This is a genomic window from Pseudomonas sp. HMWF032, from assembly GCF_003060885.1.
Classification (GTDB): Bacteria; Pseudomonadota; Gammaproteobacteria; order Pseudomonadales; family Pseudomonadaceae; genus Aquipseudomonas.
Genome location: NZ_QAIG01000005.1, coordinates 1,331,603 through 1,346,343, shown reverse-complemented (window position 1 = coordinate 1,346,343; position 14,741 = coordinate 1,331,603). Strand labels below are relative to the sequence as shown.

Below are 14,741 nucleotides of genomic sequence, written 5' to 3'. Positions count from 1 at the left end.
GGTGGTTAATTCATGGCAAAGCGCCGCTATCGTCGGACAACGGCGCTGCTTTCATATGTAGCAAGATGTAGCAGTTTTCAGCGCATCTGCACTTCGATCACCCCGTCGGCATTGATGCTGACCTGGCTGGAGCCTGCCTCGATTTCCGGTGACGGGGCTGCATCCATCATTGCGGCGCCCTTCATGGCTTCCATGCGTAGCATCGGGGGTTGAAAGCCGCCGCTGTTGAGGTTGAGGCTGACCAGCTTGTAACCGCTGCCGCCGAGGGCTTCGGTGGCCAGTTGCGCGCGGGCCTTGAATGCGGCCACGGCATCTTTGAGCAGGGCATCTTCGTGGGTCTTGCGGGTGTCACTGGCGATGCTGAAGTTCATTCCACCCATTTTCAGGGTGTGCAGCATTTCCCCGGTGAGCTTGGACAGCGCGCTGAAGTCGGCGCTTTCCAGGCGCAGCTCGGCGCGCTCGCGCCAGGCAGTGATTTTCTGGCCCTTTTCGTCGTACACCGGATAGCTGTTGCGGCTGCCGGAGGCGACGCTGACGCCTTTGACCTTGCGCGCCTGGGCGATGCTGGCATTCAGGGTCTGGCTGATCTGCGCGGCCAGAGCGGCTGGGTCGCTGTCCTGGGCTTCGCTGTAGAGGGTGACGTGCATCAGGTCGTGGGCGATTTCCTGGCTGACTTCAGCGCGCAGGGCGACCTGGTTATAGCGGGCGTCTTCAGCCACGGCGGATACGCTCAGCAGGGTGGTAGCACTTAGTAGCAGGGCAGTGGTGAGGCGGGACAGTGACAGCATGATGATTCCTTCAGAGGGTGAGCGCACGGGGTATGCGCAGCTTTCCAGGGGGTAGACGAAGCTATCTGACTAGGCGGGTTAAATCGGGTTCCACTTTTTTCAGTAAGCTCGCCGCTGCGGCGCGTTGCCGCAGTTGGCCGCCCAGAGGCTTGGTTATACTCCTGCGGCCCACCCGATGGGCAATCTGAGCACCTTGGAGACTCTATGCTCGCACCTGTGCAGCTGCTGTCGGCGAGCCGGCAAAACCTCTGGCGACTGACCCTGATCCGCATTCTGGTGCTGGCTGCACAAGCCGGCTCCGTGGGGCTGGCGTACAAGTCTGGCGCGTTACCGCTGCCCTGGCTGGAGCTGAGCGTCACCCTCGGCATTTCCCTGGTGTTGTGCCTGCTCACTGCACTGCGCCTGCGTGGGCCATGGCCAGTGACCGAGCAGGAGTACGCGGTACAGCTGGGCTGCGATCTGATCATCCACAGCCTGCTGCTGTACTACTCGGGTGGCTCAACCAACCCCTTTGTCTCCTATTACCTGGTGCCGTTGACCATCGCTGCGGCGACCCTGCCCTGGCTCTACACCATCACCCTCTCCGGTCTGGCGCTGGGCGGTTACACCTTTCTGCTGGTCTGGTCGCACCCGCTGGACCTGCCGTCCGGTCCACGCGAGAGCCTGCTGATCTATGGCATGTGGCTGAGCTTCGCCCTGGCTGCCGGGCTGATCACCTTCTTCGTGGCGAAGATGGCTGAAGAGCTGCGCCGTCAGGAAGAGCTGCGTGCCGAGCGTCGGGAAGAAGGCTTGCGTGACCAGCAGTTGCTCGCCGTGGCGACTCAGGCGGCGGGTGCTGCGCATGAGTTGGGTACGCCGCTGGCGACCATGAGTGTGCTGATCAAGGAATTGCGCCGCGAGCATCAGGAGCCGACGCTTCAAGAGGATCTTGCGGTGCTGCAGGAACAGGTCAAGCTGTGCAAGGAAACCCTGCAGCAACTGGTGCGCGCTGCCGAGGCGGATCGCCGTCAGGCGGTGATCGAGCTGTCATCAGTCGAGTGGCTGGAAGCCACGCTTAATCGCTGGCACCTGATGCGCCCGGAAGCCAGTTATCGCTATCAATGTCTGGGGCGTGGTACCCCCCCAAAGATGATGCCGCCGGCCGATTTGACCCAGGCGTTGCTCAATCTGCTGAACAACGCGGCCGACGCCTGCCCGGACAAACTGGATATTCGTCTGGACTGGGACCACCAGTGGCTACGCCTGAGCATTCGTGACTTTGGCGCCGGTGTGCCGCTGGCGATTGCCGAGCAACTGGGGCGGCCATTTTTCACCACCAAGGGCAAGGGGTTTGGTCTGGGTCTGTTCCTCAGTCAGGCCAGCGTCACTCGTGCCGGCGGTACGGTTAAACTGTATAACCACGAAGAAGGTGGCACGCTCACCGAGCTGAAATTGCCGCGTGCCTATGGTCGAGCCTAAGGAAATACCCGAATGAGCGATGAAGTGCTGTTCGACGGTGATGAACACCCTCACCTGCTGCTGGTTGATGATGATCCGACGTTTACCCGTGTGATGGCGCGCGCCATGAGTCGTCGTGGCCTGCGTGTGTCTACCGCCGGTTCGGCAGAGGAAGGCCTGGCTCTGGCTGAGCAGGATCTGCCGGATTACGCCGTGGTTGACCTGAAGATGGAGGGCGATTCCGGGCTGGTGCTGCTGCCCAAGCTGCTTGAACTGGACGCTGAAATGCGCGTGGTGATCCTTACCGGTTATTCGAGCATTGCCACGGCAGTGGAAGCGATCAAGCGCGGTGCCTGCAATTACCTGTGCAAACCGGCCGATGCCGATGATGTGCTGGCCGCGTTGCTGACTCAACATGCCGACCTGGAAAGCCTGGTGCCGGACAACCCGATGTCGGTCGATCGCCTGCAGTGGGAGCACATCCAGCGCGTGCTCAGCGAGCATGAAGGCAATATCTCCGCCACTGCCCGCGCCTTGGGCATGCATCGACGGACCTTGCAGCGCAAGCTGCAGAAGCGCCCGGTACGCCGCTGAGCCCTGTAATGCGGCAGCCTGGCTAAAGCGCTGCCGCGGGCTTCTTTAAATGGTTATGTCTGAGTTAGCGGTTGCTCACCCGTAGGGTGGGTTAGCCGCCAGCCGCGCTTGTCGATCCATTCGCCATGACGGGGCGGCGTAACCCGCCACCGGTGCACCACGTCTATCTGCCGCTGCTGGATCGGTGTTTAGCGCCGCTAACCCACTCTCCGGACTCCCAGTCGTCAGAGGCTGGCAAATAGTGGGAACACGCCCAACAGCAGTGCCGCCAACATGATGGCCAGGCAGATCAGCACCGCCCATTTCAGGGTGAAGCGCTGCAGGTCGCCGAATTCGATCTTTGCCAGACCGATCAGCAAATAGGTCGAAGGCACCAGCGGGCTGAGCAGGTGTACCGGTTGGCCGACAATCGAAGCGCGGGCCATTTCCACTGGGCTGATGCCGTAGGTGGCGGCGGCTTCGTTGAGCACCGGCAGGATGCCGTAGTAGAACGCATCGTTGGACATAAAGAAGGTGAACGGCATGCTCACCAGTGCCGTGATCACTGCCAGATGCGGGCCGAGGGCTTCAGGGATGACTGCCAGCAGGCTCTTGGACATGGCGTCGACCATGCCCGTGCCGGACAGAATGCCGGTGAAGATCCCCGCGGCGAAGATCAATCCGACCACTGCCAGAACGTTGCCGGCGTGGGTGGCGATGCGCTCTTTCTGCTGCTGCAGGCAGGGGTAGTTGATGATCATGGCGATGCTGAACGCGATCATAAACAGTACCGGCATCGGCAGCAGGCCGGCAATCAGCGTCGTCATGAGCACCGCGGTGAGGGCAGCGTTGATCAGGGTCAGCTTGGGACGGCGAGCCTCTGGGTACTGTGAAACGCTGATCTGATCCTGGCCGGTTTGCTCGTCCGGCAGTTGCAGAATGCCCAGGCGCTTGCGCTCACGCAGGCCATAGAAATAGGCGACGGCAAACAGCACGATGGCCCCGATCACCATGGTCGGAATCATCGGCACAAACACATCCGAGGGGTCGACATGCAGGGCGCTGGCGGCGCGGGCGGTCGGCCCACCCCATGGTGTCATGTTCATGATACCGCCGGCCATGATGATCAGGCCGGCCATGATGGTCGGGCTCATCTTCAAGCGGCTGTACAGCGGCAGCATGGCACCGACGCAGATCATGTAGGTGGTGGAACCGTCGCCGTCGAGCGAGACAATCAGCGCCAGGGCCACGGTGCCGACGGCGACCTTCAATGGATCACCCTTGACCAGTTTGAGGATCAGGCGCACGGGCGGATCGAACAGCCCCGAGTCGATCATGATGGCGAAATAGAGGATGGCGAACATCAGCATCACCCCGGTCGGCGCGAGCTTGCCGATGCCTTCGAGCATCATCGGGCCGATCTGGCTGGCGAAGCCGCCGAGCAGGGCGAAAATAATCGGGATGATGATCAGGGCAATCAGCGCCGACAGGCGCTTGCTCATGATCAGGTACATAAAGGTGATGACCATGGCAAAGCCAAGGAAAGTCAGCATGACGAGTCTCCGGGTGGGTAGGGTGCGAAAAGCGGGGCGCGGCCTTAAGTGGGCAGCGGTTGCAGTCGAGCGGGGCGGAGACGGGGTGCGCGCGGGCGTGGGCAGAGCAGCAAAATAAACATGGCAATCACCGTTGTTGTTTTTGTCAGGTGCGCAGGCGTGCTGGCAGCCGGGGTGGCCGAGTCGAGTCAGCCGTGGGCGATTCTATGAACGCAAGCTTTCAGCCAGCTTTCGCGGGCCTGCAGTCGGTCGTATCCCCATGAAAGCGGGCTGAAAGTCTGGCCTGTTATCATTCGCGGCCTTCCGTTGTACGGCGCTCTGGCATGTTGGCAATCTTCTCGCAAATTCTCGGCATCACCGCGCCGGTGTTCGCCATGCTGTTTCTTGGCATGGTGCTCAAGCGCCTGGGGCAGGTCGACGCCGCTTTTGTCAGCACTGCTACCGCCCTGGTGTTCAACGTCAGCATGCCGGCCATGCTGTTTCTCGCCATCCTGCATGCCGATCTGCGCACCGCGCTGCAGCCGGCGCTGCTCGGTTATTTTGTGCTGGTGACGGTGGTGGGCTTTCTGCTGGTATGGAGCTGGGCACTGTGGCGGGTGCCGCGGGTGGAGCGTGGCGTCTATGTGCAGGGGGCGTTTCGCGGCAATAACGGCATCATCGGCCTGGCGCTGGCCACCAGCCTGTACGGTGATTACGGTTTGTCGCTCGGCGGCATACTCGGTGGCGTGGTCATCCTCAGCTACAACAGCCTGTCGGCGATTGTTCTGGCGATCTACAGCCCAAATGCCAAGGCCAGCGTGTGGAGCATCAGCAAGAGCATTCTGCGTAATCCACTGATTCTCGGTGTACTGGCGGCAATCCCGTTCGCCTACTGGCAGGTTCGGCTGCCGGTCTGGTTGACCACCTCGGGTGAATACCTGGCGCAGCTGACCTTGCCGTTGGCGTTGATTTGTATTGGTGCCACGCTGTCGCTGGCTTCACTGCGTGAAAGTGGCAAGTTGGCCTTGGGGGCCAGTGTGATGAAGATGGTCTGGCTGCCGCTACTGGGCACCCTTGGCGCGTTCCTCTGCGGTTTCCGCGAGGCCGAGCTGGGCATCCTCTTTCTGTTCTTCGCCAGCCCAACGGCGGCAGCCAGCTTCGTGATGGCCAAGGCAGCGGGCGCTAACCATCAGTTGGCGGCGGCGATCATCGTTATCACCACCCTGGCGGCGGCGATCACCACCAATATCGGGCTGTTTGTGCTGCAGTGGGGCGGCTGGATCTAGTGAGTTTGCATGCATAACAAAAAGCCGGGCGTTGCCCGGCTTTTTGTTATGCGGTGGTCAGGCTTTCTGGGCGTCGTCGATCACGTCCTGCGCTGCGCGGAAAGCGTCGATGGCTGCCGGTACGCCGGCGTAGACCGCGCAGTGCAGCAAGGTTTCGCGAATCTCCTCGACCGTGCAGCCGTTGTTCAGCGCGCCGCGCACATGGCCTTTTAGTTCCTGCGGGCATTTCAGGGCGGTCAGTGCAGCCAGGGTGATCAGGCTGCGGGTCTTGCGATCCAGGCCCTCGCGGTTCCACACGCCACCCCAGGCGTGCTCATTGACGAAGTCCTGCAGCGGTTGGGTAAAGTCGGTGGCGTTATTCAGGGCGCGGTCGACGAAGGGGTCGCCCATCACTTCGCGGCGTACCTGCAGGCCACTTTTCTGCTCTTCACTCATAACGGTTCTCCGTAGAATCACTCGAGGGCTTCGATGCGTACCGGCACCACGCCGGCGCGGAGCATGTCGATTTGCGCGGCGGCCTTGTGCGACAGGTCGATGATTCGTCCTTTGCTGTAGGGGCCGCGGTCGTTGATGCGCACCACCACGCTTTTATCGTTACGCAGGTTGGTCACCCGCACCAGGCTGCCGAAGGCCAGGCTGCGGTGCGCGGCGGTCAGGGCGTTCTGGTCGAAGCGCTCGCCGCTGGCGGTCTTGTTGCCGTGGTGACGCGCACCGTAATAGGAGGCCTGGCCCTCTGCGCGGTAACCCTGCGGGTCAACCGGGCCCTGATGGCTGGCGCAGGCACTGAGCAGCAAGCTGGTGATGGCGATCAGTAACAGGCGCATGGCGGCTCCCGGGCAGTTTGGCAGCGGACAAAACAACGCCGGGCTGACCCGGCGTTGTGTGTGACGGCAAGGCTTAGGCTTCGAGCTTTTTCTTCAGCAGTTCGTTCACCTGGCCGGGGTTGGCTTTGCCTTTCGAGGCTTTCATGGCCTGGCCGACGAAGAAGCCGAACATTTTGCCGCGTTTGGCTTCGTCGCTGGCGCGGTACTGCTCGACCTGTTCCGCGTTGGCGGCCAGCACTTCATCCAGCATAGCTTCGATGGCGCCCGAGTCGGTGACCTGCTTGAGGCCTTTCTTCTCGATCACCTCGTCAGCCGTTGCGCCTTCACCGGCAGCCAGGGCTTCAAAGACCATCTTGGCGATCTTGCCGCTGATGGTGTTGTCCTTGATGCGCAGGATCATGCCGCCCAACTGCTCGGCGGATACGGGCGATTGCTCGATCTCCAGGTTGTCCTTGTTGAGCAGGCTGGACAGCTCGCCCATCACCCAGTTGGCCGACAGCTTGGCATCACCGCAGGTCTTCTCGACGGCTTCAAAGTAGTCGGCCAGTTCGCGGCTGGCGGCCAATACAGTGGCGTCGTAGGCGGACAGCGCAAACTGCGCTTCGAAACGCTCACGTTTCTGCACCGGCAACTCCGGCAGGCTGGCGCGTACTTCATCGAGGAAGCTCTGTTCGATCACCACCGGCAGCAGGTCCGGGCAGGGGAAGTAGCGGTAATCGTTGGCTTCTTCCTTGCTGCGCATGGAGCGCGTCTGGTCCTTGTTCGGGTCGTACAGGCGGGTTTCCTGCACCACCTTGCCGCCGTCTTCGATTAGCTCGATCTGCCGTTGCACTTCATGGTTGATGGCTTTTTCGATAAAGCGGAACGAGTTGACGTTCTTGATCTCGGCGCGGGTGCCGAACTCGGCCTGGCCGACCGGGCGCACCGAGACGTTGCAGTCGCAGCGCAGCGAGCCTTCGGCCATGTTGCCGTCGCAGATGCCGAGGTAGCGCACCAGCGCATGGATCGCCTTAACGTAGGCCACCGCTTCTTTCGCCGAGCGGATGTCCGGCTCGGAAACGATTTCCAGCAGCGGCGTGCCGGCACGGTTGAGGTCGATGCCACTCATGCCGTGGAAGTCTTCGTGCAGGCTCTTGCCGGCGTCTTCTTCCAGGTGGGCGCGGGTGATGCCGATGCGTTTGCTGGTGCCGTCTTCCAGGGTGATGTCGAGGAAGCCCTTGCCGACGATGGGGTGATCCATCTGGCTGGTCTGGTAGCCCTTGGGCAGGTCCGGGTAGAAGTAGTTTTTGCGCGCAAAGACGTTCTGTGGCGCGATTTCGGCGTCAATCGCCAGGCCGAATTTGCAGGCCATGCGTACGGCTTCAGCATTGAGCACCGGCAGGGTGCCGGGCATGCCCAAGTCAACCAGGCTGGCCTGGGTGTTGGGCTCGGCACCAAAGGCGATGGCACTGGCGGAAAAAATCTTCGATTGGGTGCTGAGTTGGGCGTGAATTTCCAGCCCGATTACGGTTTCCCATTGCATGTCAGTCGTCCTCAGAATCCGCTCGGTGCATGTTGGTGCCAGTCAGTGACCTGTTGGTACTGGTGGGCGACGTTAAGCAGGCGGCCTTCCTGGAAGTAGTTGCCGAGCAGCTGAACACCGACCGGCAAGCCATCAACGAAGCCGGCAGGCATCGACAGGCCGGGGATGCCGGCGAGGTTGGCGGTGATGGTGTAGATGTCTTCCAGGTAGGCGGCGACCGGGTCGTTGTTCTTCTCGCCGAGCTTCCAGGCCAGGTTTGGCGTGGTCGGGCCGAGGATCACGTCAACATCCTTAAAAGCCGCGACAAAATCATTTTTGATCAGGCGGCGGATTTTCTGTGCCTTGAGGTAGTACGCGTCGTAGTAGCCAGCGGACAGCGCGTAGGTGCCGACCATAATCCGGCGCTTCACTTCCGCACCAAAGCCTTCGCCACGTGAGCGCTTGTACAGATCCTGCAAGTCTTTCGGGTTCTCGCAGCGGTAGCCGAAGCGTACGCCGTCGAATCGGGACAGGTTGGAGCTGGCTTCGGCCGGAGCGATCACGTAGTAGGCCGGAATCGCGTGTTGCATATTCGGCAGCGAGATGTCCTTGACGGTCGCGCCGAGCTTTTTCAGCTCTTCCACCACGGTCATCACTTTTTCGCCGATACGGGCATCGAGACCCGCGCCGAAATACTCCTTCGGCAGGCCGATGCGCAGGCCGGCGAGCGGCTGGCTGAGGGCGGCGAGGTAGTCATCCACCGGTTGATCGACGCTGGTGCTGTCCTTGGTGTCGAAACCGGCCATGGCCTGCAGCATCAGTGCGCAATCTTCGGCGGTGCGCGCCAGTGGGCCGCCCTGATCGAGGCTGGAGGCGTAGGCAATCATGCCCCATCGGGATACCCGTCCATAGGTCGGCTTGATCCCGGTGAGGTTGGTCAGTGCGGCCGGCTGGCGAATTGAACCGCCCGTGTCGGTGCCAGTGGCTGCTGGCAGCAGGCGTGCAGCCACTGCGGCAGCTGAACCGCCGGAAGAACCGCCGGGCACGCGGGTCAGGTCCCAAGGGTTTTTCACCGCGCCGTAGTGGCTGGATTCGTTGGCTGAACCCATGGCGAATTCGTCCATGTTCAGCTTGCCCAGGGTCACGGCGCCAGCGCTGGCGAGCTTCTCGACCACGGTGGCGTTGTAAGGGGCCTTGAAGCCGGTGAGGATTTTCGACGCGCAAGTGGTCAGCACGTCTTGCGTACAAAACAGGTCTTTGTGCGCAATCGGTGCGCCGAGCAGGGCGCCGTTCTCGCCACTTGCGCGGCGTGCGTCGGCCGCTTTGGCCTGGCTCAGTGCCAGGTCTTCGGTGACGGTGATAAAGCTGTTGAGCTGCGGGTCGAGTTGGGCGATGCGCGCCAACAGGCTGCGGGTCAGTTCTTCGGCGGAAAACTGTTTGTCGGCGAGTCCGCGGGCGATCTCGGCCAGGGTAAATTGATGCATGGCTAGGCTTTTTCCCTTACTCGATGACTTTCGGAACCAGATACAGGCCGTTTTCCACGGCAGGGGCGATGGCCTGATAGGCCTCGCGCTGGTTGCGTTCGGTGACCTGGTCGGCACGCAGGCGCTGTGTGGCTTCCAGTGGGTGAGCCAGCGGCTCGATGCCGTCGGTATTGACGGCTTGCATCTGGTCAATCAGGCCGAGAATGTTATTGAGGGTCTCGGTGGTACCCGGGATATCGGCTTCATTCAGGCCCAGTCGAGCCAGATGAGCGATTTTCTCCACGTCGGAGCGGTCAAGCGCCATCAGGTTTCTCCCTAAATAAGGCAAAGCAATTGCGGCTCGCCTTTGGAAATGTGAGTGGGTCGTCATGCATGAATGTGCAGGGAACGGACCGTGACAGGTGGCGGTCAAAGGCCGCGATGATGGGCCGTAAAGCCCGGAAAAACCGGCAATCTAACATATTGGTGCCTTGCTCAAAATCCCTGCCGTTGTTAGAGTTTGCCGCACTTTTTTACCCACGCGTTGCCTAGGGTCCTTATCCCATGTTCAAAAAACTGCGTGGCATGTTTTCCAGCGATCTGTCGATTGACCTGGGCACTGCCAATACCCTGATTTATGTCCGCGAGCGCGGCATCGTCCTGAACGAGCCGTCGGTCGTGGCTATCCGCACCCACGGCAACCAGAAGAGCGTGGTGGCGGTCGGAACCGAAGCCAAACGCATGCTCGGCCGTACACCGGGCAACATTGCCGCCATCCGCCCAATGAAAGATGGCGTGATTGCCGACTTCAGCGTCTGCGAAAAGATGCTGCAGTACTTCATCAACAAAGTTCACGAAAACAGCTTCCTGCAGCCATCGCCGCGCGTGCTGATCTGCGTGCCGTGCAAATCCACTCAGGTAGAGCGCCGCGCTATCCGAGAATCGGCCCTCGGTGCCGGTGCCCGTGAAGTGTTCCTGATCGAAGAGCCCATGGCCGCCGCCATTGGTGCCGGCCTGCCGGTTGAAGAGGCTCGCGGCTCGATGGTCGTCGATATCGGTGGTGGTACCACTGAAATCGCCCTGATTTCTCTTAATGGTGTCGTTTACGCAGAGTCTGTACGCGTTGGCGGCGACCGTTTCGACGAAGCGATCATCACCTACGTGCGCCGCAACTACGGTTCGCTGATCGGTGAGTCCACTGCAGAGCGGATCAAGCAGGAAATCGGCACCGCGTATGCCGGTGGCGAACTGCGTGAGGTCGACGTACGTGGCCGCAACCTGGCTGAGGGCGTACCGCGCAGCTTTACCCTGAACTCCAACGAAGTGCTCGAAGCGCTGCAGGAATCCCTGGCGACCATCGTCCAGGCGGTGAAGAGCGCGCTGGAGCAATCGCCGCCAGAACTGGCGTCGGACATCGCCGAGCGTGGCCTGGTGCTGACCGGTGGTGGCGCGCTGCTGCGGGATCTGGACAAATTGCTGTCGCAGGAAACCGGCCTGCCGGTTATCGTCGCTGAAGACCCGCTGACCTGCGTTGCACGCGGCGGCGGCAAGGCTCTGGAAATGATGGATCGCCACACCATGGACCTGCTGTCCTCGGAATAAGCGCGACCGCTCCAAGTCTTGAGCTGCAAGCCGGGGGTTCCCCGCTTGCAGCTTTTGTTTTGCTGCCTGACGCTGTGAGGAGCTGCCGATCAAACCGCTATTTGCCAAAGGTCCTTCACTGGGTGTACGCCTGTTGGTGTTCACCGTGCTGTCGGCTGCGCTGATGGTGGTCGATGCGCGCTTCACCCTGTTGCAGCCGCTGCGCGCGCAGCTGGGCCTGATTGTCGAGCCGGTCTACTGGGCCGGACGCCTGCCGGTACGTCTGTGGGAAAGTGCCACACAGGAGCTGAGTACCCGTAGCGAACTGACCGCCGAAAACGAAAAGCTCAAAGCCGAGCAACTGATGATGCAGCGTCGCCTGCAGAAGCTCGCTGCCCTCACCGAACAGAACGTGCGCTTGCGTGAACTCCTCAACTCCGCAGCGTTGGTCGATGAGGATGTGCTGGCCACCGAGCTGATCGGCATTGACCCCAACCCCTTTACTCACCGCATTCTGATCGACAAAGGCGAAAAGGACGGGGTGGTGATGGGGCAGCCTGTGCTGGATGCGCGCGGTCTTATGGGCCAGGTGGTTGAGGTGATGCCTTATACCTCGCGCGTGCTTTTGCTCACCGACACGACCCACAGCATCCCGGTGCAGGTCAATCGCAACGGCCTGCGCGCCATCGCCAGTGGTACGGGTAACCCCGAACGACTGGAACTGCGTCATGTGGCGGACACGGCGGATATAAAAGAGGGCGATCTGCTGGTCAGCTCCGGTCTTGGTCAACGTTTCCCTGCCGGTTATCCGGTGGCCATGGTCAGTGAAGTGATTCACGACTCCGGGCAACCGTTTGCCATCGTTCGTGCAGTGCCCACGGCCATGCTGAACCGCAGCCGTTACATGCTGTTGGTGTTCACCGATCCGCGCACCCCGGAGCAACGCGCTACTGAATCGGCACAGGCCCAAGAGGCTCTGGATCGGGAAATTCTGCAGCAGGCACAACCTGCTGGCCAAGCGGCGGATGCGCCAGCGTCCCCCGCCACTTCGACAGAGGCAGCGCAATAATGGTCGCGCGTGCGAGCAATATCTGGTTTGTCTGGCTGACCCTGGCTCTGGCGCTGCTGCTGAGTGTGGCGAGCATGCCGAAGTTTATGGAGTTGGGGCGTCCGCTTTGGTTGGCGCTGTTTCTGACCTACTGGGTACTGGCGTTGCCGCATCGTGTGGGCATGACCACGGCGTGGGCCCTTGGTCTGCTGGCGGATGTGCTGAATGGCAGTCTGCTGGGGCAGAATGCGCTGATCCTGACCTTGATCACCTTTCTGGTGCTGACCTTGCACCAGCGTTTGCGCATGTTTCCGATGTGGCAGCAAAGCACTGTGCTGCTGGTGGTTTTTGGTCTGGCCCAGCTGGTGCAGCTGTGGCTGAATGCGCTTACCGGGAGTCGCCCGCCCACCCTGGCATTTGTGTTGCCGGCCCTGGTCAGTGCGTTGCTGTGGCCGTGGGTGTGCGCAATCCTGCGCGGGCTGCATCAGCGCCTCGGCGTCAATTAAGCGGGGCGCATTGGCCTTGCATCCATCCGACAGGGAGACGACTGCTTGGCCATCCTCTATCTTGCTTCCGGATCGCCGCGCCGGCGTGAGCTGCTGGCGCAGATCGGTGTGCCCTTCCTTACGCAAATCGCTCCGATTGATGAAAATGCATTGCCAGGTGAGTCGCCACTCACCTATGTAGAGCGTCTGGCGTGCACCAAGGCGCACGCCGGGCTGGCTGCCCTGGCCGATTCAAACGACGCGGTGGTGCTGGGTGCCGATACGGCTGTGGTACTTGATGGGCGCATTCTCGGCAAACCGTTGGACCGTGCCGACGCCCTGGCGACCTTGCAGGCCTTGTCCGGGCGCAGCCACCAGGTGCTCACGGCGGTGGCATTGGTCAGCCGCGAACGGCAGGCTTCGCGGGTGGTCGCAAGCCAAGTGACCTTCCGCGCGCTGAGTCCGGCTGAAATCGAGGCTTACTGGGCCAGTGGCGAGCCGCAGGACAAGGCTGGCAGCTATGGGATCCAGGGGCTGGCAGCGGTGTTTGTCAGCCAGCTGCAAGGCAGCTACTCGGCGGTGGTAGGGTTACCCCTGTGTGAGACCGCAGCGTTACTCGCAGAATTTGCTATTCCGTGCTGGCAGACCATGCCAGATCACAGTCAAGAGGTTGCGGGTCGTGGCTGACTGACTGCCATATCGGCACAGTCACCGGGCTTTCAGCTTGATCTCAGAAGAGATGAGCGCATGAGTGAAGAAATCCTGATCAACATCACGCCGATGGAATCGCGCGTGGCGGTGGTGGAAAACGGCGTACTGCAGGAAGTGCACGTCGAGCGTACACAGAAGCGCGGGATCGTCGGCAATATCTACAAGGGACGGGTTGTGCGGGTGTTGCCTGGTATGCAGGCGGCATTTGTTGATATCGGTCTGGAGCGGGCGGCATTTATTCATGCGGCGGAAATTTCCAGTCGTGAAGGATCGGCAGTCGAGAGTATCAGTGCGCTGGTGCATGAAGGCCAGAGCCTGGTGGTGCAGGTCACCAAGGACCCTATTGGCACCAAAGGTGCGCGCCTGACCACGCAGCTGTCGATCCCTTCGCGTTATCTGGTCTATATGCCGCGTACCGCGCATGTCGGTATTTCGCTGAAGATTGAAGACGAAGCCGAGCGCGACCGACTCAAGCAAGTCGTGGCGGACTGTGTGGCGGCCGAAGGTATTGAGGAGTCTGGTGGGTTTATCCTGCGCACGGCCGCCGATGGTGCAGGTGCTGACGAGATCCTTGCCGACATCCGCTACCTGCGCCGCTTGTGGGGGCAGATCGCCACGCAGATGAAAGTCGGGCCGACACCCTTGGTGATCTATGAAGACCTGTCCCTGGCGCTGCGTACGTTACGTGACCTGGTCAACCCGAAGATCGAGAAGATCCGTGTCGATTCGCGGGAGACCTTCGGCAAGATTACCCAGTTTGTTGATGAGCTGATGCCGGAAATTGCCGACCGTCTTGAGCACTACCCCGGTGAGCGGCCAATCTTTGATTTGTACGGTGTCGAGGATGAGATCCAGAAGGCTCTGGAGCGCAAGGTGCCACTCAAGTCGGGCGGCTATCTGGTGGTTGATCCTGCCGAAGCGATGACCACCATCGATGTGAACACCGGTGCTTTTGTTGGTCATCGTACGCTGGAAGAGACCATCTTCAAGACCAATTTGGAGGCGGCTACGGCGATTGCGCGCCAGCTGCGCCTGCGCAATATCGGTGGGATCATCATCATCGACTTCATCGACATGGAAGATGAAGAGCATCAGCGCCAGGTGCTGCGCACCCTGGAGAAGCAACTGGAGCGCGATCACGCCAAGACCAACATCATTGGCATCACCGAGCTGGGCCTGGTGCAGATGACCCGCAAGCGTACCCGCGAAAGTCTTGAACAGGTGCTGTGTGAGCCGTGCAGCGCCTGTCAGGGCCGCGGCAAGCTGAAAACAGCAGAAACCACCTGCTATGAGATTTTCCGCGAAATTCTGCGTGAGGCGCGTGCTTATCAGCCGGAAGGCTATCGCGTGCTGGCCAACCAGAAAGTGGTCGATCGCCTGCTTGATGAAGAGTCAGGCAACGTTGCCGATCTGGAGGCCTTTATTGGTCGCACCATCAAGTTCCAGGTGGAGACCATGTACTCCCAGGAACAATACGATGTGGTACTGCTCTGACATGCCGGCGGGGCTGAA

15 protein-coding genes are annotated in these 14,741 nt (G+C 61.0%); 8 read left to right on the top strand and 7 right to left on the bottom strand.

The features are described from left to right. Positions 1-77 precede the first annotated feature (77 nt). Complete coding sequence (locus tag DBR00_RS08980; RefSeq protein WP_108489382.1) at positions 78-788, bottom strand: SIMPL domain-containing protein; 711 nt, start codon at positions 786-788, stop codon at positions 78-80. Positions 789-992: 204 nt separating this feature from the next. On the opposite strand from DBR00_RS08980, the gene DBR00_RS08975 reads away from it, so the two are divergent. Both DBR00_RS08975 and DBR00_RS08970 read left to right on the top strand, forming a co-directional pair. Continuing rightward, on the top strand, positions 993-2,246 hold the full coding sequence (locus DBR00_RS08975; RefSeq protein ID WP_108489383.1) for an ATP-binding protein: 1,254 nt from the start codon (positions 993-995) through the stop codon (positions 2,244-2,246). Between the two features lie 12 nt (positions 2,247-2,258). Next, positions 2,259-2,819, top strand: a complete 561-nt coding sequence (locus DBR00_RS08970) for a response regulator transcription factor (protein WP_108489384.1) — start codon at positions 2,259-2,261, stop codon at positions 2,817-2,819. 224 nt (positions 2,820-3,043) lie between these two features. Here DBR00_RS08970 and DBR00_RS08965 read toward each other — a convergent pair whose 3' ends face one another. Next, positions 3,044-4,351 carry a CitMHS family transporter gene (locus DBR00_RS08965; protein ID WP_108489385.1) on the bottom strand — a complete coding sequence of 436 codons (1,308 nt, stop codon included), beginning with the start codon at positions 4,349-4,351 and terminating at the stop codon, positions 3,044-3,046. 323 nt (positions 4,352-4,674) lie between these two features. On the opposite strand from DBR00_RS08965, the gene DBR00_RS08960 reads away from it, so the two are divergent. After that, entirely contained in the window at positions 4,675-5,616 is a 942-nt protein-coding gene (locus DBR00_RS08960; protein ID WP_108489386.1) for an AEC family transporter, read from the top strand. Between the two features lie 57 nt (positions 5,617-5,673). On the opposite strand, the gene DBR00_RS08955 is transcribed toward DBR00_RS08960, so the two are convergent. From DBR00_RS08955 to gatC, 5 genes are all read right to left on the bottom strand, one after another. Continuing rightward, positions 5,674-6,051 carry a carboxymuconolactone decarboxylase family protein gene (locus DBR00_RS08955; RefSeq protein WP_108489387.1) on the bottom strand — a complete coding sequence of 126 codons (378 nt, stop codon included), beginning with the start codon at positions 6,049-6,051 and terminating at the stop codon, positions 5,674-5,676. A gap of 17 nt (positions 6,052-6,068) precedes the next feature. After that, the gene (locus DBR00_RS08950) at positions 6,069-6,440 is read right to left on the bottom strand and encodes a septal ring lytic transglycosylase RlpA family protein (protein WP_108489388.1); all 372 of its coding nucleotides are present in this window, start codon (positions 6,438-6,440) and stop codon (positions 6,069-6,071) included. Between the two features lie 73 nt (positions 6,441-6,513). Continuing rightward, positions 6,514-7,962, bottom strand: coding sequence for an Asp-tRNA(Asn)/Glu-tRNA(Gln) amidotransferase subunit GatB (gene gatB / locus DBR00_RS08945; protein WP_108489389.1), 1,449 nt, complete (start codon positions 7,960-7,962; stop codon positions 6,514-6,516). A gap of 11 nt (positions 7,963-7,973) precedes the next feature. Continuing rightward, the gene (gatA, locus tag DBR00_RS08940; protein WP_108489390.1) at positions 7,974-9,425 is read right to left on the bottom strand and encodes an Asp-tRNA(Asn)/Glu-tRNA(Gln) amidotransferase subunit GatA; all 1,452 of its coding nucleotides are present in this window, start codon (positions 9,423-9,425) and stop codon (positions 7,974-7,976) included. 16 nt (positions 9,426-9,441) lie between these two features. Then, positions 9,442-9,729 carry an Asp-tRNA(Asn)/Glu-tRNA(Gln) amidotransferase subunit GatC gene (gene gatC, locus DBR00_RS08935; RefSeq protein ID WP_108489391.1) on the bottom strand — a complete coding sequence of 96 codons (288 nt, stop codon included), beginning with the start codon at positions 9,727-9,729 and terminating at the stop codon, positions 9,442-9,444. Between the two features lie 239 nt (positions 9,730-9,968). Between gatC and mreB the strand changes: the two genes are divergently transcribed. From mreB to rng, 5 genes are all read left to right on the top strand, one after another. Continuing rightward, a complete protein-coding gene (gene mreB, locus DBR00_RS08930) occupies positions 9,969-11,006 on the top strand; it encodes a rod shape-determining protein MreB (RefSeq protein WP_090255536.1) in 1,038 nt (345 codons plus the stop codon). A 136-nt stretch (positions 11,007-11,142) separates the two neighbouring features. Next, complete coding sequence (mreC, locus tag DBR00_RS08925) at positions 11,143-12,054, top strand: rod shape-determining protein MreC (RefSeq protein ID WP_371920640.1); 912 nt, start codon at positions 11,143-11,145, stop codon at positions 12,052-12,054. Beyond that, complete coding sequence (gene mreD / locus DBR00_RS08920; RefSeq protein ID WP_108489393.1) at positions 12,054-12,539, top strand: rod shape-determining protein MreD; 486 nt, start codon at positions 12,054-12,056, stop codon at positions 12,537-12,539. Before mreC ends, mreD begins: the two co-directional genes overlap by 1 nt. Positions 12,540-12,584: 45 nt before the next feature. After that, a complete protein-coding gene (locus tag DBR00_RS08915) occupies positions 12,585-13,205 on the top strand; it encodes a nucleoside triphosphate pyrophosphatase (protein WP_108489394.1) in 621 nt (206 codons plus the stop codon). Between the two features lie 60 nt (positions 13,206-13,265). After that, on the top strand, positions 13,266-14,723 hold the full coding sequence (gene rng / locus DBR00_RS08910) for a ribonuclease G (protein ID WP_108489395.1): 1,458 nt from the start codon (positions 13,266-13,268) through the stop codon (positions 14,721-14,723). Positions 14,724-14,741 lie beyond the last annotated feature (18 nt).

Coding starts and splice junctions, on each gene's coding strand:
- DBR00_RS08980 (WP_108489382.1), bottom strand. CDS start 788: ATGCTGTCACTGTCCCGCCTCACCACTGCCCTGCTACTAAGTGCTACC.
- DBR00_RS08975 (WP_108489383.1), top strand. CDS start 993: ATGCTCGCACCTGTGCAGCTGCTGTCGGCGAGCCGGCAAAACCTCTGG.
- DBR00_RS08970 (WP_108489384.1), top strand. CDS start 2,259: ATGAGCGATGAAGTGCTGTTCGACGGTGATGAACACCCTCACCTGCTG.
- DBR00_RS08965 (WP_108489385.1), bottom strand. CDS start 4,351: ATGCTGACTTTCCTTGGCTTTGCCATGGTCATCACCTTTATGTACCTG.
- DBR00_RS08960 (WP_108489386.1), top strand. CDS start 4,675: ATGTTGGCAATCTTCTCGCAAATTCTCGGCATCACCGCGCCGGTGTTC.
- DBR00_RS08955 (WP_108489387.1), bottom strand. CDS start 6,051: ATGAGTGAAGAGCAGAAAAGTGGCCTGCAGGTACGCCGCGAAGTGATG.
- DBR00_RS08950 (WP_108489388.1), bottom strand. CDS start 6,440: ATGCGCCTGTTACTGATCGCCATCACCAGCTTGCTGCTCAGTGCCTGC.
- gatB (WP_108489389.1), bottom strand. CDS start 7,962: ATGCAATGGGAAACCGTAATCGGGCTGGAAATTCACGCCCAACTCAGC.
- gatA (WP_108489390.1), bottom strand. CDS start 9,425: ATGCATCAATTTACCCTGGCCGAGATCGCCCGCGGACTCGCCGACAAA.
- gatC (WP_108489391.1), bottom strand. CDS start 9,729: ATGGCGCTTGACCGCTCCGACGTGGAGAAAATCGCTCATCTGGCTCGA.
- mreB (WP_090255536.1), top strand. CDS start 9,969: ATGTTCAAAAAACTGCGTGGCATGTTTTCCAGCGATCTGTCGATTGAC.
- mreD (WP_108489393.1), top strand. CDS start 12,054: ATGGTCGCGCGTGCGAGCAATATCTGGTTTGTCTGGCTGACCCTGGCT.
- rng (WP_108489395.1), top strand. CDS start 13,266: ATGAGTGAAGAAATCCTGATCAACATCACGCCGATGGAATCGCGCGTG.